The sequence below is a fragment of the Celeribacter naphthalenivorans genome (assembly GCF_020524585.1).
Taxonomy (GTDB): Bacteria; Pseudomonadota; Alphaproteobacteria; order Rhodobacterales; family Rhodobacteraceae; genus Celeribacter; species Celeribacter naphthalenivorans.
In genome coordinates this window covers 221,240-244,463 of the sequence record NZ_JAIVLK010000011.1, presented here as the reverse complement: position 1 = coordinate 244,463, position 23,224 = coordinate 221,240, and the positions used below count along the sequence as shown (strand labels likewise).

Below are 23,224 nucleotides of genomic sequence, written 5' to 3'. Positions count from 1 at the left end.
GCGGATGGCTACTATTGGATCACCGGCCGCGTCGACGACGTGATCAACGTCTCGGGCCACCGCATGGGCACGGCCGAGGTCGAAAGCGCGCTGGTCGCCCACGCCAAAGTCGCCGAAGCTGCGGTCGTCGGCATGCCGCATGAGCTCAAGGGCCAGGGCATCTACGCCTATGTGACGCTGATGAACGATGTGGAGCCGACCGACGAGCTGCGCGTCGAGCTGGAGAAATGGGTCCGCACCGAGATCGGCCCGATCGCCAAACCGGACTTCATCCAATGGGCGCCCGGCCTGCCGAAAACCCGCTCCGGCAAAATCATGCGCCGCATCCTGCGCAAAATCGCCGAGAACGACACCGGGTCTTTGGGCGACACCTCCACGCTGGCTGAGCCTGCTGTCGTCGAGGAGCTGATTGCGAATTCGCTTTACCAAAAATCTGCGTGACATTTTCGCAGATATGGTAGGCTATTAGCATCACCCCCACGAAATGAGGGGTGATGCGCCTCTCAGCCAAAGGACCGGCAGGACCGGACACCTGAGCTGATCTGGCAAAAAAGGGCGGGTCCCGCGAGGAGGCGGGGGTCGTGACTTAAAAGGCCCGACTGGTTTTCACGACTCTCGGGTTAGGGACAAAAGGGAGGACCGCACTCATGGCGGATAATTCAGAAAACAATGCCTATTGGTCAGCGAACAAGCGGATCATCGGCATCTCTTTGGTGATTTGGTTCATCTGTTCTTTCGGCTTCGGCATTCTGCTGCGCCCGATGCTTGCGGGCATCAAGATCGGCGGCACGGATCTCGGCTTCTGGTTCGCCCAGCAAGGCTCGATCCTCGTATTCCTCGTGCTCATTTTCGCCTACGCGGCGAAGATGAACAAACTCGACAAAGAACATGGCGTGGACGAATAAGGAGCATCACCAATGGATCAGTTTACCCTCAACCTGATCGTTGTGGGCGCGACCTTTGCGCTCTACATCGGTATCGCGATCTGGGCCCGCGCGGGTTCCACATCTGAATTCTATGCTGCTGGCCGGGGTGTGCACCCCGTTCTGAACGGCATGGCCACCGGCGCGGACTGGATGTCTGCCGCCTCCTTTATCTCCATGGCGGGGATCATCTCTTTCGGCGGTTACAATACCTCCGCCTACCTGATGGGCTGGACCGGCGGCTACGTGTTGCTCGCCATGCTTTTGGCCCCCTACCTGCGCAAATTCGGCAAGTTTACCGTGCCGGAATTCATCGGCGACCGGTTCTATAGCCAAACCGCGCGCACCGTCGCCGTGATCTGTCTCATCGTCGCCTCTATCACCTATGTGATCGGTCAGATGACCGGTGTGGGCGTGGCCTTCTCCCGCTTCCTCGAAGTGGACAAGACCACGGGCCTGTTGATCGGTGCGGCCATCGTGTTCTTCTACGCGGTTATCGGCGGCATGAAGGGCATCACCTACACGCAGGTCGCGCAATACGTCGTTCTGATCATCGCCTACACCATCCCGGCGATCTTCATCTCGCTGCAGCTGACCGGCAACCCGATCCCGCCGCTCGGCCTGTTCTCCGACCATGTCGGCACCGGCGAACCGATCCTCTCCACGCTCAATGGCATGCTGCAGGATCTCGGCTTTGCCGAATATACCAAGCAAAGCGACACCACGCTGAACATGTTCCTGTTCACCATGTCGCTGATGATCGGTACAGCGGGTCTGCCGCACGTCATCGTGCGCTTCTTCACCGTGCCGAAAGTGTCTGATGCTCGTTCGTCTGCTGGTTGGGCTCTGGTCTTCATCGCGCTTCTCTACCTCACGGCTCCGGCTGTTGCGGCCATGGCGCGCGTGAACCTGATCGACACCTTCTACCCGAACGGCACTTCGGAAGCGGCGCTTTCGCTCGCCGAAATCGAAGCAGGCGTCGACAATCAGGGCAACCGGGTCGACTGGGTGCGCAACTGGGAAACCACCGGCCTTCTCGCCTTTGACGACAAGAACGCTGACGGCCTGATCGAGTACAACGCCTCTGCCGAAAACGAACTGACGGTGAACAACGACATCATCACGCTGGCAAACCCGGAAATCGCAAACCTGCCGGGTTGGGTGATCGCACTGGTTGCCGCCGGTGGTCTGGCCGCAGCACTTTCGACCGCTGCCGGTCTGTTGATGGCGATTGCCTCCGCTGTGTCGCATGACCTCATCAAGTCGCAGCTCAATCCGTCGATCTCGGAAAAAGGCGAGCTGATGGCCGCACGGATCGCCATGGCTGTGGCCATCGCGGTCGCAACCTACCTCGGCATGAACCCCCCGGGCTTCGCCGCGCAAACCGTGGCGCTCGCCTTCGGTCTGGCCGCCGCGTCGATCTTCCCGGCGCTGATGATGGGCATCTTCTCGAAGCGCATCAACAACAAGGGTGCCGTGGCCGGTATGGTCGCCGGTCTTGTGGTGACGATCATCTACATCTTCCTGCACAAGGGCTGGTTCTTCATCACGGGCACCAACTCCTTCACCGATGCCGACCCGCTGCTGCTGTCGATCAAATCGACCTCCTTCGGGGCTGTCGGCGCCTTGATCAACTTCGCTGTCGCTTTCGTGGTGTCCAATGCCACCGACGAGCCGCCGGCGGAAATTCAGGAGCTGGTGGAAAGCATCCGCATCCCGCGCGGTGCCGGTGCAGCCGTCGACCACTAAAAAGGTTTGGGCTGGCGTCACCGCCAGTCCATCTTCATATTGGGCGCGGGGGGTCATCTTCCGCGCCCTTTTTTAACCGCTTTTTTCGGGAGGCCAGCGATGAGCGCCACATCCAAGATCATCGACTTCCTGCAAATCACCCACCCCTATGACGTGCTGCCGAAAAATGACTTGGTCGAGCTTGCGACCGGGTTTTCGCGCAAGACCTATGCCGAAGGAGAGGTGATCTACGCCCATGGCGAATTGCTCGAAGGTCTCTATCTGATCAAGGACGGCTCCGTCGAAATCAGCGACGCCAATGGCGCGCAGATGTCGCTGTTGCAAAAGTCGAACCATTTCGGCGAGCGCGGGCTTTTGCGCGATGGCGTGGCGGCGACCACGGCGACGGCGGCCTCCGCCTGTACGGTCCTGCTGCTCACGCCCGAGGCCTTCAAATCCGAAGTCTCCGCGAACCCCGAATTTGCCCGCTATTTCAATCGCGGCCAGGCGCGTCCCAAATCCGCCTCGGGCCTTATGACCCAACATGTTTCCGATCTCATGGCCCATGCGCCCGTGACCTGTGCGGAAACCTCCACCATTGCCGAGTGCGCGCGACTGATGCGGGACGCGAAAGTGTCCTCGGTTGCCGTGACCGAAGGCGAGCGTCTTTTGGGCCTCGTCACTGTCCGCGACATGACGAATAAAGTTTTGGCCGAGGGCCGCGACACCGCCCTGCCCGTCTCTGCGATCATGGCGAAAGACCCGATCACGCTCACCCCCGGCGCACTTGGCACCGATGTGATCCACGTCATGCTGGAAAACCACATCGGGCATCTGCCCATTGTCGAAGGCTGCAAGCTGGTCGGCATGGTCACCCAGACCGACATCACCCGGTTTTTCGGATCGAGCCAGACCCAGATGGTGTTCGATCTGAGCAAGGCCGAGAGCATCGCCGATATGGCCGCCGTCACCGCGCGCTTGCCGGAGTTTCTCATGCAGCTCGTCGGCAGCCATCTGGCCCATGACGTGGTGACCCGCAAGATCACCGACATTGCCGACATCGTCACGCGGCGTTTGCTCAAAATGGCTGAAGAAGACTTCGGCCCCGCCCCCGTGCCCTACCTCTGGGCCGCCTGCGGCTCCCAAGGTCGGCGCGAACAGACCGGCGTCTCGGATCAGGACAATTGCCTGATCATCGACAACGCGGCAACCGACGCCGACATGGACTATTTCCGCAAGCTGGCGCGCTTTGTCTGCGACGGCTTGGACGCCTGCGGCTATGTCTATTGCCCGGGCGATATGATGGCCATGGCGGATCGCTGGTGCCAGCGCCTCTCGGTTTGGGAGGGCTATTTCAACAAATGGATCGCCGCCCCCGACAATGAGGCCCAGATGCTGGCCTCCGTCATGTACGACCTGCGCCCCATCGCAGGCGAGGAGCGCCTCTTCGCACCCTTGCAGAAAACTGCGCTGGAGGCTGCGGCGAAGAATTCGATCTTTGTCGCGCATATGATTTCGAACTCTTTGAAACACACGCCGCCTTTGGGCCTCTTGCGCGGATTTGCGACGATCAAATCCGGCGAGCATCGCAATCACATCGACATGAAAGCCAACGGCGTCGTGCCACTTGTTGATTTGGGCCGGGTCTATGCGCTTCAGGGCAAGCTCTTTGTGGCCAACACCCGCGCGCGGATCGAAGGCGCGATTGAGGCGGGCGTGATTTCCGAGACCGGCGGCAAGGACCTCTTGGCCGCCTATGACATGATCGCCACCGCCCGCCTCGAACATCAGGCCGAACAGGTCCGCACTGGCCAAAAGCCCGACAATTTCCTGAGCCCCTCGGCGCTTCCGGCGTTTGAGCGCTCCCACCTGCGCGATGCTTTTGTCATCGTGCGCACCATGCAATCTTCGCTCGGATCATCCTCCGCGCGCTCATAACAAAAAGGGTCAACCCCCATGCTTCTCGAATTCATCGCCACGATTTCCGCAGGCGCAGGTGCCGCCGGGATCATCCTTGGGCTGCAAAAGCTGTTGCGTCTGCCGATGCCGAAATGGGCGATGCCTGCGGCGGCGGGCCTCGCGATGTTGGCCTTTACGATCTGGTCGGATTACTCGTGGCTTTCGCGCGCCGAACAAGGGCTTGGCGACAGTACAGTCACAGCGATGACCGTTGAGAAACGTCAAGCCTGGCGCCCCTGGACCTATCTTTTCCCGGTCACCACGCAATTCATCGCATTGGACAAAGTAGGCGCCAAAGTCGACGGCGCGATGGTGAAAACCGACATGTACCTCCTCACCCGCCGCTCCGACAGCGCCATCGTGCCCGTGGTCTTCGATTGCCTGCTGTCGCGCCGCGCCGATACGGTCGGTTTGCCGGAGGGCGATCTCTCGGGCGCCACATGGTATGACATGAACGAGAATGACCCGATCCTGCGCACGGCCTGCGATGACTTGAGGTAGCACCATCTGAGGGGAGGAAACACATGGCAGATCAAAAGCGCATCCTTCTGGTCGAGGATGAGGACAATATCGCCATCGCCATCGAGGTGTTGTTGACCCGCGCGGGCTATGAGCTTTTGCGTGTCTCCAGTGGCGATCAGGCCCTGCCGAACATTCGCGCGCAAAAGCCCGATCTCGTGCTCCTCGATGTGACGCTGCCGGGGCTCTCGGGCTATGAGGTCTGCCAGCGGCTGCGCCTTGATGCCGAATTGGCGCATATCCCCGTGCTGATGATGTCCGCGCGCGCCTCAGAGGCCGAACAGCGCAAAGGTGTGGCGATGGGCGCCAATGCATTTTTGACAAAACCCTTTGCCATGAGTGATCTTTTGGGCTCCGTCGCCCGCCTGATCGCAGGAGGTTCGCATGAAAATTGAACAGTGGTCTTTGCGGCTTCGGGTCTTTTTGTTTTTCGCCTTTCTCGCCGTTGTTGCGATCTCCGGTGAGGCCATCGGGCTCTACCTCGGCTTTGCCCGCATGGAGAACCCCGGCGCCATCGACGGCTTTGTCTTTGCCGGCGTGATCGCGGGCTTTGCCACCTTGGCCGTGGTGGCCTGGGTCTGGTTTCTGTTCGACGAACACCTCGCCCGCCCGATCCAGCGGCTTGCGGGCGGCATGCTGGCCCGGGCGCATGCCGATGTTGATGACTCTCTCGACGAGAAAACCGCGCGCTATCTGGGCGATCTCGCGCCCGCCGCCCGCGCGGTGACGGAAAACCTCACCGCCACACGCAACAAACTGGCCGAAAGCGTCGCCCAAGAAACCACGCGGCTCATTGAGGAAAAAGAGAAACTCACGGCGCTTTCCGCCGAGATGCCGCTTGGGATCGTGCTCGTCTCCGGCCATCACAAGATCGCCTTTTACAACGGTGCCGCCGCCGATCTTTTGTCCGCCGATCACGCCCCCGGTCTCGATCATTCGATCTTCGATTTCCTGCGCGCGCGTCCGATCCAATCGGCCTATGCGCGGCTTTGTGCGGGCGAAGGTGGCGATGGGCATGTGCTGCCCTTGACAGTCGCGACCACACATGGCGGCGAGGTGCTCTCCGCCCGCATGCGCCTCATGCATGCGCCGAATGAGGGCGACGTCACGCCGCCCTATGTGCTGACGCTCGATGATGTGACCTCCGATCTCACCGTCCATGCCGAGCGCGAAAAACTCCTGTCGCGCCTCTTCGCGACGCTGCGCCCCTCCATCGCCTCGCTGCAAACCACGCTGGCCGCCCGTGAAGCCGACGACAGCCTGCGCAGCGATCCGCGTCTCGATCGCGCGCTTGTTGATGAGATGGCAAAACTCACAGGCGTCATTGCGACGCTCGATCATGAATATGAGGCAGGCAAAGCGAACTGGTGGCCGATGGCACAGGTGCGCAGCGCCGAGTTGTGCGATGCGCTCAGCGCGCAGTTGCAACAGGATGACATCGCCCTGATTGCCGATGCCTCCGACGCCCTGGAGCTCACGCTCGATGCGGTTCAAATCATCACGCTTCTGTCCCATATCGCCCGCCAGATCACCCGCACCGGCGGTCGCGCGCTGTCCTTTCTGATCAGCCGCGACGAGGGCGGAGGCGCGATGCTGGCGCTGGGATGGAGTGGCGATCCCTTGTCGGTCGATCTGTTGGAAAACTGGCTCTCTGAGACCCTCGACGTGGGCCTCGTCGATATGAGCGGACGCGATATTTTGGAGGCGCATGGCACAGAGATTTGGCCCGAATTCGGACGCGCATCGCGCGCGGTTCTGAAACTGCCGATCCGCGAAGCGCGCCGTTTGCGCCGCACTCTGGGTGATGGCCGCCGTGCAGTGACCTATGACTTTGATCTTCTCTCGAAAACCCCGCCGAAAGAGTTGATGGACACACCGCTCTCGGACCTGTCTTATGTGGTCTTTGACACGGAAACCACCGGGCTTTTGCCCTCCCAAGGCGACGAGATTTGCCAGATCGCCGCGCTCCGTGTGGTGAACGGCAAGGTGATCGAGAACGAGGCCCTCGACCAGCTCGTGAACCCCGGCCGTAATATTCCAAAATCCGCCACGGAGGTGCATCACATCACCAACGCCATGGTGAAGGACGCGCCGAAGATTGACGTGGCCGGGCGGCAATTGCACAGCTTTGCCAGAGGTGCGGTTCTGGTCGCCCATAACGCGCCGTTTGATTTGGAATTCCTGCGCCGTCACGAAGTCGAGATCGGGGCGAAATTCACCAATCCGGTGCTGGATACGGTGCTTTTGTCCGCCATCGTGTTCGGTCAGTCCGAAGAACACACGCTCGACGCGATCTCCAAACGTCTGGGCGTCAAAATCCCGCCCGAGGCGCGTCACACCGCGATGGGCGACACGATTGCGACGGCGGCTGTGTTTATCAAATTGCTGCGCATGGCAGAGGAAAAAGGCATCCGCACTTTTGGCGATGCATTGACCGAAATGCGCAAACACAAACGGCTTTTGCAGGATGCCAATGCGCCCGCGTAGGTTAACTTAACGCACGAATTTTGCCGATTGCCTCCCTATGATCGAAAAAAGGCACATGTTCCGGTGGCAGCACCTTATGGAGCGCCGCCTCGACTTCGGCCAGCACAACCCGCGTGACAAAGGGCAGATCAAACGCCCGCGCGCCCTCCAGCGTCACCCATTGCAAATGCGACAGCTCGTCCTCGGCGTGGGAAAAATCATCCGGGTCATTGGCGATGTCCTCCGCCTTGATCAGGAAGAACCGCGCATCGAACCGGCGTGGGCGGCCCGGCGGCGTGATGGCGCGAAAGATGAACTCCGCCTCGCGGGTTTCGTTGAGCAACAATCCGGTTTCTTCGCGCAATTCCCGAACCGCCGCGGCCACCAAAGCCGCCGCCAATTCCGGCGAGGCCTCCACAGACAAACGGCGCAGAGTTTGCGGGTCCAGTGCAACGGGGGCCGCGAAATCTTCGGCATCCACGGCACCGCCGGGGAAAACGAATTTTCCGGGCATGAACACCGCACTGCGCCCCCGTTGCCCCATCAACACCCGAGGCCCCTCTGCGCCGTCACGCAAGAGAACCACCGTGGCGGCATCGCGAATGGGAATATCTGTCATCATGACAGCAGCCTAGCGATCCGTCAGGGTTCGCGGAAGGCCTCACGTGATTTATACAGAGGTTTCAGCAGATATTGCAGAAAGGTTTTCGAGCCGGTGTGCAATTCGACCTGCGCGCGCATGCCCGGACGAATTTCAATCTGCTGTTGCCGTTCCGTGAGGCTGTCGAGATCGACGGAGGCCGTCACCCGGTAATAGGGCTGCGCGTTCGGGTCGCGTTCGTCTTTGAACGTGTCGGCGGAGACCACCTGAACCTTGCCCTTGAGCGCGCCGTAAATGGTGTAATCATAGGCCGAAAGCTTGATCGTCGCGTCTTGGCCCGGCTCGACATGGGCGATGTCTTCGGGCCGCACCTGCGCCTCGATGAACAGCTCTTCGTCGACGGGAATGATCTGGACCAATTCCTCGCCCGGACGGATCACCCCGCCGATGGTGGTCACCGTCAGATTGTTGACGATCCCGCGCATAGGGGCGGTGATCACGGTGCGGCCCAATTGGTCATTCGCCAAAGTAAGCGCCTGTTTCACCGAAGAAATTTCCTTGAGCGTGTCGGAATAATCCTCGGCACGCTGCAAATCGGCCTGTGTCACGATCTCATTGTATTTGAGCTGCGCGTCAGAATGCGCCTTGCGCGCGCGGGTCACTTCGATGAGGGACACCACGTTTTTTTGGAGCATATCCTCCATCAGAGATCGCTCGGTTTCCGCCTGTTTGAGAACCGCCATAGCGCCCTCTTTTCGCGCCAAATAATCGGCCAAACGCGCGCTCAAAAGCGCCTGCTCGGAGGCCAGGACATCGGAGGCACGGGCCGCCAAATCATCCTCGACCTCGAAAGTCCCCTCAGCCGCCATCTCCGCCTCAAGCCGAAGTTGACGGACCTGCAAAGCATCGAGTTTTTCCTGAAGATCATCGGCGGAGGTGCGAAATTCTGTGCCCTGCAAACGCGCAAGCACCTGCCCCTGCGCGACCTCTTGGCCCTCATGCACCAAAAGCTCAGACAGGATGCCGCCTTCAAGGTTCTGCACGATCTGCGGGCGGGAGCTTGAGATCATCTGACCGTCGGAGCGCACGATCTCATCGACCCGCGCAATCGCCGCCCAGAGCAGGAACGCCAACACGATCAGCCCCACGATGCGGATCACCCAGCCGGGACGATCCATATCGCGATCCAGCATGTCGTCGAGCGTGACCATTACGCGTGCCCGCCCGCTTGCTGGCCTTTGGAAAGATGCGCCATGACCTGATCGCGCGGCCCATCGACGACCATGCGCCCGTCTTTGAACACCATGGTGCGGTCCGCCAGCCCGACGATGGGCATACGATGCGTCGCGATCACGGCGGTGCGGCCAGACAACCAGCCCTTCAAGCGCGTCACAAGTGCGGTTTCGAGCGCTTGATCCAAGGCCGCGGTGGGTTCATCGAGCAAACACACAGAGGGGTTTTGCAACCACAGTCGCGCCCAGCCGATGGATTGCCGCTGACCGACCGAAAGCCCCTCCCCGCCATCGCGAATGTCGAGGTCCAGCCCCCGGTGATGGCCACGCACAAAAGCCCCAAGCCCAGCGAAATCCAGAGCGGTCAAAAGCCGGTCGTCGTCGCGCTCCAGACCGCCCAGATTGAGGTTGTCGCGCAGACTCCCGGCAAAGAGCCGCACGTCCTGGCCGAGATAGCCGACAGAGCGGCGAATGTCGCGTGGCTCGATCTGGCTCATTTCTGCGCCATCGAGCAGAATACGCCCCTGCGTCGGCGCATAAAGCCCCGCGAGGAGTTTCAGGAATGTGCTTTTTCCCGACCCATTGGCGCCCAGAACCGCCACGATCTGTCCCGGTTTGACATCGACGGCAGGGAGATCCAGCGTCGGCGCGCCTTCCGGGTCATAGCGAAACTGCGTCTCGCGCAGGGCATAGGCGCCGGTGATCTCAGCGCGACGCAGGAAGGTGCGATCCTCGCCTGCGTCCTGCGGCGCGGTCGCAATCGCGTCCAACCCATCGAGCGCGGTTTTGACATTGGTCCAACGCGCCATCGTGCCCGAAAGCTGTGTCAGAGGCGCCAAGGTGCGCGAGGTCAAAATGCCGGTGGCGATGATCGTCCCCACGGTGAATTCGCCCGCGAACACGAGGTAGGTCCCGGCCACGACCGCCAGCACATAGGTGAGTTGCTGCACCGCTTGCGACCAGAAGGTGAGCACCCCCGCCAGTTTGCGCTGTTCCGAGGATTTCGCGGCAGACAAAAGGTTCAGCTCGTCCCAAATCCGACGCACGCGCTCTTCGCCGCGCTGGGTCTTGATCGTGTCCAACTCGAACACCGCCTCATGCAACAGACGCGTGGCCTTGGCCGAGGCACCTTGGGTTTCCTGCGTCAGACGCATCATACGTTTTTGCATGAAATAGCCCGGCACCACCATGATCACCGCGCCTAGACCCAAGATGATCACCACTGGTCCGGCGATAGACGCCACCAAGGCGAAAAACAGGAAAATAAAGGGAATATCGGCGAAGGAACCGATGGTGGAAGCGGTAAAAAATTCGCGCACCGAGCCGAATTCTCGCATCGCGGAGAATAGCCCTGTCGGCGTGGTCGGACGCGCATCCGAACGCATCCCCAAGAGGCGCTGCATCAACATGGATTGCACCCGCATCTCGATCTGGCGCCCGGCACCGTCCATCAACCGCGAGCGGGCAAGTTTCAAAACCGCCTCAAAGCCAATGGCCAAAGTGGCCCCCAGTGCCAGCACCCAAAGCGTCGCCTGCGATTGATGCGGGATCACCCGGTCATAGACCTGGAGCGAAAACATCGCGACGGCGACGGCCAACATATTGGCCACCAGAGAGCCCAGAGCGATCTCGCCAATCTGGCGTTTGAACGCCCTGAATTGGCCCCAAAACCAATGCTGTTTTGAGAGGTCCGGCACATAATTGGCGGCGATTGTCTCAAGTGACTTGCCGGCCCGCACTGCCACACCCGCAAAAAACGGGGCGAATTCGGCCAAAGGCACTTCGGCGCGTTGGTCTGGTGCGGTCTGATCGAAGAGGGTCAGAACCTCGCCTTTTTGTTTCAGAACCAAAACCACATGCCCCGAGGACATATAGGCCAGAGCGGGCCAAAGCTTGGCACTCAAAGATGTCGGGCGGCTCACCTCGGCCTGAAGGCCGGTCATCTTCAAAGCCCGGGCCATCGCCTCGGGTGCAACATCTTCGCCCGTCTGATCGGCGAAACTTTCCAACAGGTCAGACACCATCGCGCGTTGACCGAATTGAGCGGCCATATCCGCGACAAGCTCGGCGCGCTGGATGTGGCGACGCGAGAAAACCGGTTGGGAAAGCGGCGCAGGCTCTGGAGCACGTTCGACCACGCGCGGTGCGGGCGCTTCAACCACCTCTTGGGGTGCAGAGGCTGGTGCAGGCTCCTGGACTTCGGGGGGTAAAACAGCTTGCGCCTGTGTCGCCGCCACCTGCCGCACTTGGGCGGCGGCTTTCACCTCGGCCTTGACCTCTGCCGCATCGCGTTTCGGTTTACGGGTCGCATCGGCAGCCTTGCGGGCCTTTTGCAACCGCTCGGCCTTGGCGGCCTCCCGCGCCAAACGCTCTTCTTCTCGCGCCTTGGCACCCGCTTCTTCGCGGGCACGGGCTTCGGCAGAAGCCTCTGCGGCTTTCGCGCGCAGGGCCTCTTTGGCAGCACGCTTTTTCTCGGCCAATGGATCGGCGAATGTCGGCGTGGGCACGGGGCGCGGGGCCGGTTTCACGTCCGTTTTCGGCGCGCCAAGATGCACCGTCAAAGGCACTTTCGGCGCTTTGACCTCGTTCGACACATCCACCGGCACCGAAGGCTTTGCGGAAGTGAGTTTAAAGGCGAGTTTCGGGGCTTTGTTCAAATCGACGCCCCATCTGCCAAAGCCCCGTTGACGCGGGCGATTTCCAACTCGGTCAGGGCGATTTCATATTTTAAATCAATATGTTTCAACTCTTCGCGGATCATCTGTTCGTAGACGTTCAGCACATCCATGACGGATTTTTGTCCGGCTTCGAATTGATCTTGGAAAATGCGGTAATTGGCGCGGGTCTGTTGCACCAGATCGGCGGCATCGCGTTCCTGACGGTGCAGCGCCGTGAGCTGGCTGGTGAGCCGTGCGTCCCGCCGTGCTGCGGTCTCGCGCGCCTTGTAGATGGCGGCCGTCGCCGCCGCCTCACGCGCGCGGCTGGCTTCCATTTCGGCCGATGTGCCAAGGCCAAGCCCCGCACCCGCATAATCCACAGACGAACTGTTGCCCTGCCCCAAAAGCGTCGAGGCGCTGAGTGTCGGCAGCATGGCGGCGCGCTCGGCCTGGGCTTCCGCGACAGTACGTTTGGCCTCGGCCTCAGAGCGCAAAACGTCAAGAGAGGTCAGGCCCGACGGCGGCAAGGCCACCCCGGTCGCTTGATCCAACAGGGGCAAGGATGCGCCACCCGTCAGCGCCGTCAATTCGGCCTGCGCGCTGTCTTCGGCCTCGCGGTGGGTGCGCGCCTCATGTTCCATTTCGGAGATGATCGAACGCACGACGCGTTGATCCGACAGGCTCGACGCACCGCCTTTGACGCGCTCTGTCACCACGCGGTTGAACTCATGCATCCGGCCCAGTCCGCGCTCGGCCATGCCGGCCTTTTCGCGCGCCTCCGAGATGGTGATGTAGAGCGTCAGCCCCTCGTAGAGCCGGTCGTTCATGTCCTGCGACAGAGCGACGGCAGAGACCTCGACGTCGGCGGCGGCAAAGGCGCGTTCGGCGCGGCGCTTGCCATTGTCGTAAAGCGTCATATCGACCAAAAGTCCGGCGGCGACCTGCCCCAACGCATCGAGCGAGATCGAGGGACCGATGGTGGGCAGCCAGTTTTTGGACCGGGCGACAGCGCGCATTTTGGACGCGCGCAATTCGGCCTCGGCCACCCCCGAAGAGGTGGAGAGCACCGCCCCCGCCACCTGATCATAGGCAGAGCCATCCCGCAAAACGGACCGCCGCGCGAGAAGATCGGAGATGATCGGAGAATTCGTGTCGGTGTTGGCGGCGGTCAGGCTTGGGGTCGAGCTGTCACTGACAGCTCTTTCCCCTTTGAGAGCGGCGACAGGTTTGATGTCAGACAGCCCGCCCAGCATGCCGGAGGAGCCGACACAGGCCGACAGGCACATCGCCGCACCGATCAGGATGCTGAGCTGTGTCCGAACTGTCATTGCCTATGCCCCCACGTGCCTTCGGTCTGGCGGGGCATGTTCCCCCGCCAAATTTTGCTCTTACGGCAGAACCACCTCGATATCGTGATCGACCAACACCTGATCATCGCCCAGCGTGTAGATGTCGTAGGTCTGCCCGTCGATCGAGGTAGATTGCCCCGTCACCGACGCCCCTTCGAGCACCACGCGGTCGTCTTCGCCACCATGGATGGTCAGGGTGCCTTCCTCACCGATCAAACGATCCAGATCGGCGGCGGAGAGCGTCACTTCGCCCCCGTTGACGAATTGCAGATCGATTGCACCGAGATCGAATTGCTCAAGCCCCGCATTGTCGATGTCGACCTCGAAATAGGCCCCGTCAGGGCGCTCATTCGTGGTGTCGAGCACCAGAAGCGTGTCGGAGCTGTTGCCCGCCGCATCCTCGGAGGCGATCACGATCTGGTCGCCGTTCGAGACATTGGAGCCGAAGTTCAGCAACGTCTCAGAGCCGAGATCGTAATCCGCATGGCTGATCTCAGAGGAGGACCCGTCTTCGTCCAAGGCGTAGACAGAGATGTCATCATCGGTCTCGGAGATCGAGATCGAGCGGACGCCATCGACGCCGCGCGTGACAGACTCGACCAGAGGCGCCTCGATTTCAGTGTCCACGGTGATTGTGGAGGTCTCGGAGCGGGTGTTGCCCGCCGCATCCGTGGCTTCGATCAACACGTTGGCCTCGTAAGAACCCTCCGCGATCTCGCCCGGCGCATAAGACACGGTCCAATGGCCGTCCTGCGCCACAGAGGCCAGACGGCGCACGCCGCCCAAGGTGACATAGACGGTTGAGCCCGGTTCGACATAGCCCGTGAGCGTCGCGCCGGATTGCATCTCCGCCAGGTTCAGGAACTGATCCCCATTGGCATCACCCGAGAAGCCCAGAGCATTGACGAAGGTGTCGTAGCTGATCGTCTCAGTCAGAGACGAGGTGTTGCCCGCCGGGTCGGTGGCCGAAATGGTGACATTGGCCGCGCCCTCGCCGGACGGAAGGGCCGCGGCCGGGAGCGTCGCGCTCCAATTGCCAGCCGCATCGACGGCGGCCATGTAGGTTTGACCTTGGAACGACAGGATGACGGTGGAGCCAACCTCGACGGTGCCGGAAAGCGCCACGCCAGAGGCGGCCTCTGCGGCATTGACCACGCCATCGGCGCCGCCTTGGATGCCGGTTTCCGCGAAATTCGACACATAGGTGTCGATCTCCACGGCGGATTGAACCGTCGTCGAGTTGCCCGCGCCATCGGTCAGCGTCGCGGTGACGGTGCTGTCATATTCGCCGGACACGATCTCGGAGGCCGCGAAGAAGGCCGCGTAGGTGCCGCCCGAGGTCGAAGTGACCGTATGGGACACGCCCGCAAGCGTCACGGTGACCGTCTCGCCCGCCGTCGCCGTGCCGGTGATCCAGACGCCATCGGAGGCCTCGGCGGCGTTGATGACATTGTCGCCCTCAATGGGCGTGGTCAGGGTGATATGGCCCGCAACCGTGTCGACATGAACCACGCTGGTGGTGGTCGCCGTATTGCCCGCCGCATCGGTGGAGACGGCAGTCAAAGTGGTGTCGTATTCTCCACCCGAAAGCGTGCCCGCCGCATAGCTCGCGGTCCAGTTGCCGGAGGCATCGGCGACGGTCGTCACGGAGACACCGGCCAGCGTCACGACCACGGTCGCACCCGCTTCGGCGGTGCCGGTAAAGCTCATCGACTGTTGGCTCTCGGAGAGATTCACGGTCTCATCACCGCCGGAATGCCCCGCATCGATGGCGACGCCTGTGACGGTGTCGATGTCAAACATGCCGGTCGCCGAGGTGCTGTTGCCCGCCAGATCGGTGGAGGTGGCCGTGACTTCCGTGCTGTAAGTGCCTTCCGGCAGGGTACCGGTTTCATAGGTCACCGACCAGGTGCCGTCCTCGCCCACAGTGGTGGTGCGGCTCACGCCCTCGACCGTCACGGTGACGGAGGCGCCCGCCTCGCCCGTACCGGTCAGGGTCACACCCGCCGCCATTTCTGCGGCGTTGACCATGCCGTCGCCGCCCGTGCCGCCATCGACGGTCAGGTTGGTTTCCAAATCGATCAGAATGTCATGCGTATAGGTCGCGGCATTGCCATAGGCGTCGGTGACCGTCGCGGTGACCGTGCTGTCATAGGTGCCGGACGGCAGGGTGCTGCCGTCGAAGGTGACCGACCATGTGCCGTCCTCGGCCACGGTGGTCTGCAAGGTCTGACCTTCCAGTTCGACCACCACGGTGGCGCCAGCCTCGGATTGGCCGGAGATCACCACATCGTCGCTGGCCTCAGCGATATTCACGACATCGTCGCCCTCGACGGTGTCAAAGCTCAAATCCTCGGCTTCGGTGTCGACGACCAACGTGTCGGTCACAGTTGTCGTGTTGCCCGCCTCGTCGATGGCCGTCACCGTCACGCCGGTGGTGTATTCGCCAGTGTCGATGGTGCTGCTGTCAAAGGTGGTCGTCCAGGTGCCGTCCTCGCCGATCACCACGGTCTGCGACGTGCCGTTGATCTCGACCGTAACAGAAGCGCCCACTTCGCCCTCGCCGGAGATCGTGTAACTGCCGCCATCGTAGATCTCGCCGTTGACATAGTCATCGGTGCTTTCGACGCCCGACAGGATGCTGACATCCGGCGGGGTCGTGTCGGGGGTAGAGCCACCGCCGCCGCCTCCGTTGCCGCCACCATCAAGCAAATCATCCACCACTGCGACACCGGCCAAACCGGCGGCCGCAGTCCCGAGACCGAGCCACCCAAGACCCGCCGCCGCGATCGGCGCGACAACCGGCTCGACACGCTCGAGATCGAGGAAGGCAAGCTGGTCGTATTCGCTCCATTTGCCCGTCAGATCGATGTCCATATAGCTCGCGACGAGATCGCCCTCACCCTCGGCCATGAAATCGACCCGGGTCATCGTGCCATGTTCGGACAGCAACAGCTCATGTTCGCCGTCGAAATAGCCGTCCAGCACGATCGTCTTGCCGCCGATCAACTCGATCACGAGGTCGTCGCCCTGGCGCACATAACCAGAGATCGCAGCGCTCGACATGTTGAGGGAGATATCTTCGACGGCCTGAACCGAAAGGGTTTCACTGGGACCAGAAAGGGAAAGTGTGCCCGCAGTTATAGAGCCCGCGCTATCGCGGACGAAATATTGAATGCCCAACATCGTACCAATTCACTTTTGCTCGATAGGTTAAACGCGCTTCATTTTATACGGCGCGATTTCCTGTTTGTTTCGAGGTCAGATTACATAAAAGTGATTCGCTCGCTAGGGGAGAAATGCCGCAGCCAGCACGAATTCAGCAAAAATACCACAATATCAACGGCAGGCTGTACCCGATTTTGCAAAATATAGCATAGTTTCCCAAATCTAGACTCCAGAAACGCACAAAGGCCTGCTCTGCCCTAGAGAGCGGCCCGCATCCGACGCAGCCGAAGCGCATTGGAGACCACAAAAACGGAGGACATCGCCATCGCGCCAGCCCCCAGCATGGGCGACAGTTGCAGCCCGAAGGACGGATAGAGCACACCGGCGGCCACGGGGATGAGCGCGGCGTTATAGGCGAAAGCCCAGAACAGGTTCTGACGAATGTTGCCCATGGTTTTGCGGCTGACATCCACGGCGGTGACCACTGCACTCGGATCGCCGCCCATAAGCACCACATCCGCCGCCTCGATCGCCACATCCGTGCCGGTGCCGACCGCGATGCCCACATCCGCCGAGGCCAGCGCAGGCGCATCGTTGATCCCGTCACCGACAAAACCGACGGCACCTTGGCTTTCTTTGAGGGCGTCGACGGTTTTGGCTTTGCCTTTCGGCAGAACCTCGGCCTCGACATGATCAATGCCCAGATCGCGCGCCACGGCCTCCGCCGCGCGACGCGTGTCGCCGGACACCATCGCCACCTTGATCCCCCGCGCATGAAGCGCCTCAATGGCTTTGCGCGACGCAGGCCGGATCGGGTCGGAAATGCCGAGGACCATCGCGGCCACGCCATTGCGCGCCACGAGAACCGGGGTGCGGCCCTGATCGGCCAGTTCGACAAGCGGCGCTTCAAAGGCCGTGACATCAATCTTTTCGCGGGTCATCAGACGCATGTTGCCGACCAAAAGCGCGACCTCTCCGATCTCCGCCTTGATCCCGTGACCCGCAATCGCGCGGGCTTTGCCCACCTCCGGCAGGTTAAGCCCACGGACCTTGGCAGCGCGCTCTATGGCGCGGGCAATCGGGTGTTCGGATTTCGCCTCGACGGCGGCCACCTCTGCCAGAAGTGCAGCTTCATCGCCCGCCAGCGTCACCAGATCGGTGACATCCGGGCGGCCTTCGGTGAGTGTGCCGGTCTTGTCAAAAGCAATCACTTTCACCTCTTGCAGAGCTTGCAGCGCGTCCCCTTTGCGGAACAACACACCCAACTCGGCGGCGCGCCCCGTCCCCACCATGATCGAGGTCGGCGTCGCCAGCCCCATGGCACAGGGACAGGCAATGATCAGCACCGCAACGCCTGCGACCAAGGCATGCGCCAGCGCGGGCTCCGGCCCGACGGCAAACCAGATCACCACGGTCACGGCGGCCAGCGCCATCACGGCAGGCACGAAATACATCGTCACCTTATCGACCATCGACTGGATCGGAAGCTTGGACCCCTGCGCCTCCTCAACCATGCGGATGATTTGCGCCAGCATGGTGTCCGCGCCGACTTTCTCGGCCACATAGGTCATCGCACCTTCGCCGTTCACCGTACCGGCAATCACCGCGCTGCCTTCGGCCTTGGCGACCGGGATCGGCTCGCCCGAAATCATCGCCTCGTCCACATGGCTGTCGCCGGAGAGCACCTTACCGTCCACAGCGATCTTTTCGCCCGGACGCAGGTGCAACACATCGCCCACGACGACCTCTTCAATGGGCAGTTCGATCACCTCGCCGTCGCGTTCAACCCGCGCGGTTTTGGCCCGCATGCCCGCGAGTTTGCGAATGGCCTCGCCGGTTTGGCCTTTGGCCCGCGCTTCCAGAAAACGCCCCAGAAGGATCAGGGTGACGATGACGGCGGCGGCTTCGAAATAGACGTTCTGCGCGCCCATCGGCACCGCTTGCGGCCAAAAGGTCACGAGGGTGGAATAGAGAAACGCCGCCCCGGCGCCCAGCGCGACCAAAGCGTTCATATCCGGCCCGCCTTTCAACAAAGACGGAATGCCTTTGGCAAAAAACACCCGACCCGGCACGGCCAGAACCACAGCGGTCAAAGCAAATTGCACCATACGCCAGAGCCATTCCGGCACAGTCATCATCCACCAATGATGCAGCGCAGGGATCAGATGGCCGCCCATTTCAATGATAAAAATCGGCAAGGTGAGTGCGGCGGCGAGGATCAGTTTCGATTTGAGCGCCCGCGCCTCATCGGCTTTGCGGTTCTCCGGCGCAGCCTCGCGGTCGATGCGCGGCTTGACCTCATAGCCCGCTTTGGCAATCGCTTTTGTCAGACTCTCGGCATCCTGCACACCGCTCAGGAATGTGACCGTCGCCGTCTCCGCCGCCAAATTGGCGACGGCCTCCGTGACGCCTTCTTCCTGCGCCAAAGCGCGTTCGACACGGCCGACACAGGAGGCGCAGGTCATGCCGTGGACATCGAACACCAGCTCCTCGACCCGCGCCGGATAGCCCGCCTTGTCCAGAACCGTCACGAGATCGGAAACCTTCACCGCATCACCAAACGACACCTCCGCCGTCTCGGTCGCGAGGTTCACATTGGCGGTCTCGACACCTTCAGTGCCCTTGAGCGCGCGTTCGACACGGCCCACACAAGAGGCGCAGGTCATACCTTCGACGGACAGGCGGGTGGTGTGCATTTTGTCGCTCTGGCTTTTGGATCAGGATCGGCTACATATGTAAGGCAATGAATGCGTGAAGGCGAGTGCGGCCCCGCGTTCTCCGACAATTTCTCTCAGAAAGGCGACATTATGTCCGTATTTTCCGTCCCCGACATGAGCTGTGGTCATTGCAAGGCCTCGATCACCGAAGCCCTTGAGGCCATCGACGACACGGTTGAAATTGACGCCGACATGGACGCGCGCGAGATCGACGTGTTTTCCGAAGCGGGCGACGAGGCGATTTTGGTCGCGCTGAAAAACGCAGGCTACCCGGCAACGCTCAAATCCTGATCCCGTTCCGGACTTGCCGCCCTCCGGCCCATTGCAACACCTTCCACGCCACGCGATAAAGGGGGAACACGAGGGGCGGAGGGCGCAGATCATGGCAGAAGCAGGTCTTTGGACGGGAACAGAGCTATTGCTCTGGGACTTGGATCATCCACAGGCCGCGCCCCAGAGTATGACGCTGCCCCAAGGCCTCGCCGAAGACACCCGCCCGTCTCTCATTGCCGGTGCGAAGACACCGCCCCGCAGCCTGCCCTGCACGGCCCTGCCCGAGAGCGTGCCAGATGGCACGATCCCCCCGCTGACGCAGACCAATCCCCTGACCGTGACCCATGGCGAAGAGGTCGCCATGGCGGGTTTCATTGCGCTCAATCCCAAATTCGATGGCATCCTCTGTTTGCCCGGCGCGCAAAGCACGCTCTGGACGCATGTGAGTGCCGAAGAGATCGTCTCCATGCGGCGGTTTCTGACCGGGGCGATGGTGTCGAGCGCGCTTGATGTGGGGCTGACCCTGACGGATGAGGACGCTTTTAAAGACGCGCTCTCCGACACGATGTCCCGCCCGGAAAACGCCGCCATGAGGCTGGCGAGCGCACAGGCGGAGATGTCCCAAAACGAGATGAGCAAAGCCGAGGCGGCGTCTCTCGCTACGGCTGCGCTGATCGGCGCGGAATTGGCAGCGACACGCGCCTATTGGCTCGGACAATCCGTCGCCCTTATTGGCGCAGCAGAGACCTGCGCCCCCTATCGCATCGCGCTCGACAGTCAATTCGTCCCTTTCATCGCAGCCAATGAGGCTGCAATGTACCGCGCAGGGTTCCAACTGGCACAAGATCGGATCACGGGATGAAAACACAATTCGGCAAGCTCCAAGACGGGCGTACCGTCCATGCGATCACCCTGTCGGCGGGCGATCTTTCGGCCACGGTGCTGACCTATGGCGCCATTCTCAACGACGTGCGGCTGCGCGGTGTCCCCTATGGGCTGACGCTGGGCAGTTCTGACATCGCCGCCTATGAGAACGGGCCGATGACTTACTTCGGCGCGATTGTCGGCCCGGTTGCCAATCGCATTGCGGAGGCGCAGGCCGAGTTGGACGGCGAGACCCTGGAGTTCAACGCCAACGAAGGCCCGACCACGCTGCATGGCGGGGAGCACGGGCTTCACACCGAGATTTGGAACATCGCGAGCCTGACGACGACCTCGCTGACGCTCACCCTCACACTGCCCCATGGCAAGGGCGGTTTTCCCGGCAAACGGTTCCTGACCGCGCGCTATACGGTGTCGGCGCCCGCCACATTGACGCTTGAGCTGACGGCCACGACGGATGCGCCGACGCTGATAAACCTCGCCAATCATGCCTATTGGACCTTGGACGGCACGCCGACCACGGAAGGGCATGTGCTGCAGGTCTTTGCGGATCGCTACCTGCCCATTGATGCGCGGTTGATCCCGACGGAGATCACAGCCGTCGCAGGCACCGCGTTCGATCTGCGCGAAGGGCGCGTGCTCAGCCCTTCCGCCCCCCAGCGCTACGATCACAATTTCTGCCTCGCCGAGACGCGCGGCGCGATGAAGCCCGCCGCCGTTCTGCGCGGCACCTCTGGCGTTGAGATGCGGATGGACACGACCGAGCCGGGGCTACAGGTCTTTGACGCTGCCCCCATCAGCAGCGGCAATTTCGCCGGTCATCGTGGCGTGCCGGAGATCGGCTTTTGCGGCGTGGCGCTGGAGGCGCAGGGCTGGCCGGATGCGCCGAACCGCGCCGAATTTCCCTCTGTCCGGCTCGACCCGGATGAGACCTACCGGCAGGAAACACGCTGGCAGTTCTCTAAAAAATAAAGCGGGGAACCTCCCCGCCTCACTCTGTCCGCCTCACCTTAAAGCGCGCCCTCGTACCATTTGCGAATGGCCGCACGACTGTCGTCATCGAGATACATATAGCTGCCCGCCGGCGGCATCGCATGGGTCACCCCGGCCTGAAGCCAGATCTCTTTTGCCAGCGTCGCCACCTCATGTGTGGTCTCCAAGCGAATGCCCTTTGGCGGAGAGGCCATGCCCTCCCAATAGGGCTCTTTCGCGTGGCACATCGAACAGTTGGTAACGACGATGTCATGCACATCCTCGAAGCCCTCGGCAGAGGCGAATTTCTGTGCCAACGGGCCAAGGGCGGCCTCGTCTTCGCCGTCGTCCTGCATATAAATCCCCGCGGTCGAGAGCCACATAACGATCAGGAACAGACCGACAGTGGCGCCCCAGGTCCACCACAGCATCCCCTTGCGCGCATGCATGGTGTTGAAGAAATGCCGGATCGTCACACCCATCAAAAAGATCAGCGCGGCGATGATCCAGTTGTACTGCGACGCAAAGGCCAGCGGATAGTGGTTCGACAGCATCATGAACAACACCGGCAGGGTCAGGTAGTTGTTATGGGTTGAGCGTTGCTTGGCGATTTTGCCGTATTTCGGATCGGGGGTGCGCCCGGCCTTGAGATCGGCGACAACGATTTTCTGGTTCGGAATGATGATGAAAAACACATTGGCGCTCATCACCGTGGCGGTAAACGCGCCCAGATGCAGAAACGCCGCGCGGCCCGAGAAGATCTCCGTATACCCCCAAGCCATCGCCACGAGGATGATATAGAGAAAGATCATCAGCCGCGTGTTGTCATCGCCGAACTTCGATTTGCACAGAAGATCATAGAGAATCCAGCCGATCGACAGCGACACGATGGAGACGATCACCGCCACCCAAGGCGCCATTTCCAAGACGTTCGGATCGACGAGATACAGCTCGGCGCCAAGGTAATAGACCACAGCCATAAGCGCCGCGCCCGAGAGCCATGTGGCGTAGCTTTCCCATTTGAACCAGATGAGGTCCTCGGGCATGCGCGCCGGTGCGACCATGTATTTCTGGATGAAATAGAAACCACCGCCATGGACCTGCCACTCTTCGCCAGCGACGCCTTGGCGCCGGTCGGAAGACGGATGCAGGCCCAGATCAAGCGCGATGAAATAGAAGGACGAGCCGATCCACGCAATCGCGGTGATCACATGGACCCAGCGCAGGGCAAATTCGGCCCATTCCCAGAAAATTGGCAATAAACTCATCTTAACTCCCCCGGTAGGTCGAATAGCTGAAAGGCGATAGCAAAAGCGGCACGTGATAATGGCTGTCAGGATCGTTGATCCCGAAGCGGATCGGAATTTGATCGAGGAACAGCGGCTCTTCGCCCGGCTGCCCGCCCACTTGACCGGTGCGCTTCAAATAGTCCCCAGCAAAAAAGACCAGCTCATAAGTGCCGGTTTGGAATTTCTCCGCCGGTAGGATCGGCGCATCGGTGCGTCCGTCGCTGTTGGTGACGGCTGTGGCGATTTTGGTGTGGCTGTTGCCGGACACGCGATACAGCGCAATTTCGATCCCTTCAGCCGGAAGACCCTTTGCCGTGTCGAGAACATGTGTGGTTAAAAAACCGGACGTCATGGAGAAGCTGCCCAAATTGTTAGCGTTTACATGCAAGACTGTCGGAAAGCTTTGAGCGCGGCAACAATCATTCTCGCCAGATTGCATACAAAAGAGTATTCGATATTCACAAGCCTACCAATTAGTCAAAAAACACG

The 23,224-nt window shown here is 61.2% G+C and carries 18 protein-coding genes; 10 read left to right on the top strand and 8 right to left on the bottom strand.

Going from position 1 to position 23,224, the window contains the following annotated elements; all coding sequences use genetic code 11:
- The 7 genes from LC094_RS20805 to LC094_RS20775 form a co-directional block, all read left to right on the top strand.
- A partial coding sequence (locus tag LC094_RS20805) for an AMP-binding enzyme (protein ID WP_449727673.1) occupies positions 1–441 on the top strand: 441 nt, incomplete at its 5' end.
- Positions 442–647: 206 nt separating this feature from the next.
- A complete protein-coding gene (locus LC094_RS20800; protein ID WP_226554708.1) occupies positions 648–905 on the top strand; it encodes a DUF4212 domain-containing protein in 258 nt (85 codons plus the stop codon).
- Between the two features lie 12 nt (positions 906–917).
- Positions 918–2,672 (top strand): sodium:solute symporter family protein, encoded by a 1,755-nt coding sequence (locus LC094_RS20795; protein WP_226554707.1) that lies wholly within the window; start codon positions 918–920, stop codon positions 2,670–2,672.
- A 99-nt stretch (positions 2,673–2,771) separates the two neighbouring features.
- Entirely contained in the window at positions 2,772–4,589 is a 1,818-nt protein-coding gene (locus LC094_RS20790) for a DUF294 nucleotidyltransferase-like domain-containing protein (RefSeq protein ID WP_226554706.1), read from the top strand.
- An 18-nt stretch (positions 4,590–4,607) separates the two neighbouring features.
- Positions 4,608–5,111 (top strand): hypothetical protein, encoded by a 504-nt coding sequence (locus LC094_RS20785; protein WP_226554705.1) that lies wholly within the window; start codon positions 4,608–4,610, stop codon positions 5,109–5,111.
- A 23-nt stretch (positions 5,112–5,134) separates the two neighbouring features.
- Positions 5,135–5,524 (top strand): response regulator transcription factor, encoded by a 390-nt coding sequence (locus LC094_RS20780; RefSeq protein WP_226554704.1) that lies wholly within the window; start codon positions 5,135–5,137, stop codon positions 5,522–5,524.
- Positions 5,514–7,616, top strand: coding sequence for a 3'-5' exonuclease (locus LC094_RS20775; RefSeq protein ID WP_226554703.1), 2,103 nt, complete (start codon positions 5,514–5,516; stop codon positions 7,614–7,616). The genes LC094_RS20780 and LC094_RS20775 overlap by 11 nt, the downstream gene beginning before the upstream one ends.
- 1 nt (position 7,617) lies before the next feature.
- Here LC094_RS20775 and LC094_RS20770 read toward each other — a convergent pair whose 3' ends face one another.
- The 6 genes from LC094_RS20770 to LC094_RS20745 all read right to left on the bottom strand — a co-directional run bounded on the left by LC094_RS20770 (position 7,618) and on the right by LC094_RS20745 (position 19,298).
- A complete protein-coding gene (locus tag LC094_RS20770) occupies positions 7,618–8,217 on the bottom strand; it encodes an NUDIX hydrolase (protein ID WP_226554702.1) in 600 nt (199 codons plus the stop codon).
- A 20-nt stretch (positions 8,218–8,237) separates the two neighbouring features.
- Positions 8,238–9,407 (bottom strand): HlyD family type I secretion periplasmic adaptor subunit, encoded by a 1,170-nt coding sequence (locus LC094_RS20765; protein ID WP_226554701.1) that lies wholly within the window; start codon positions 9,405–9,407, stop codon positions 8,238–8,240.
- The gene (locus LC094_RS20760; protein ID WP_449727674.1) at positions 9,407–11,764 is read right to left on the bottom strand and encodes an ATP-binding cassette domain-containing protein; all 2,358 of its coding nucleotides are present in this window, start codon (positions 11,762–11,764) and stop codon (positions 9,407–9,409) included. Before LC094_RS20760 ends, LC094_RS20765 begins: the two co-directional genes overlap by 1 nt.
- A 317-nt stretch (positions 11,765–12,081) precedes the next feature.
- Positions 12,082–13,413, bottom strand: coding sequence for a TolC family protein (locus tag LC094_RS20755; RefSeq protein ID WP_226554699.1), 1,332 nt, complete (start codon positions 13,411–13,413; stop codon positions 12,082–12,084).
- Between the two features lie 60 nt (positions 13,414–13,473).
- Positions 13,474–16,620: an Ig-like domain-containing protein gene (locus LC094_RS20750; RefSeq protein WP_226554698.1), complete on the bottom strand. Its 3,147-nt coding sequence runs from the start codon at positions 16,618–16,620 to the stop codon at positions 13,474–13,476.
- 239 nt (positions 16,621–16,859) lie between these two features.
- Positions 16,860–19,298, bottom strand: coding sequence for a heavy metal translocating P-type ATPase (locus LC094_RS20745; protein ID WP_226554697.1), 2,439 nt, complete (start codon positions 19,296–19,298; stop codon positions 16,860–16,862).
- 111 nt (positions 19,299–19,409) lie between these two features.
- Here LC094_RS20745 and LC094_RS20740 point away from each other — a divergent pair, with 111 nt between their 5' ends.
- The 3 genes from LC094_RS20740 (at position 19,410) to LC094_RS20730 (ending at position 21,446) form a co-directional block, all read left to right on the top strand.
- Complete coding sequence (locus tag LC094_RS20740) at positions 19,410–19,610, top strand: heavy-metal-associated domain-containing protein (RefSeq protein WP_167602574.1); 201 nt, start codon at positions 19,410–19,412, stop codon at positions 19,608–19,610.
- 91 nt (positions 19,611–19,701) lie between these two features.
- Positions 19,702–20,454, top strand: a complete 753-nt coding sequence (locus tag LC094_RS20735) for a 2-dehydro-3-deoxygalactonokinase (RefSeq protein ID WP_226554696.1) — start codon at positions 19,702–19,704, stop codon at positions 20,452–20,454.
- A complete protein-coding gene (locus LC094_RS20730; RefSeq protein WP_226554695.1) occupies positions 20,451–21,446 on the top strand; it encodes an aldose epimerase family protein in 996 nt (331 codons plus the stop codon). The genes LC094_RS20735 and LC094_RS20730 overlap by 4 nt, the downstream gene beginning before the upstream one ends.
- A 38-nt stretch (positions 21,447–21,484) precedes the next feature.
- Here LC094_RS20730 and LC094_RS20725 read toward each other — a convergent pair whose 3' ends face one another.
- Positions 21,485–22,714 (bottom strand): urate hydroxylase PuuD, encoded by a 1,230-nt coding sequence (locus LC094_RS20725; RefSeq protein WP_226554694.1) that lies wholly within the window; start codon positions 22,712–22,714, stop codon positions 21,485–21,487.
- A gap of 1 nt (position 22,715) precedes the next feature.
- Positions 22,716–23,087 carry a hydroxyisourate hydrolase gene (gene uraH, locus LC094_RS20720; RefSeq protein WP_226554693.1) on the bottom strand — a complete coding sequence of 124 codons (372 nt, stop codon included), beginning with the start codon at positions 23,085–23,087 and terminating at the stop codon, positions 22,716–22,718.
- Between the last annotated feature and the right edge of the window lie 137 nt (positions 23,088–23,224).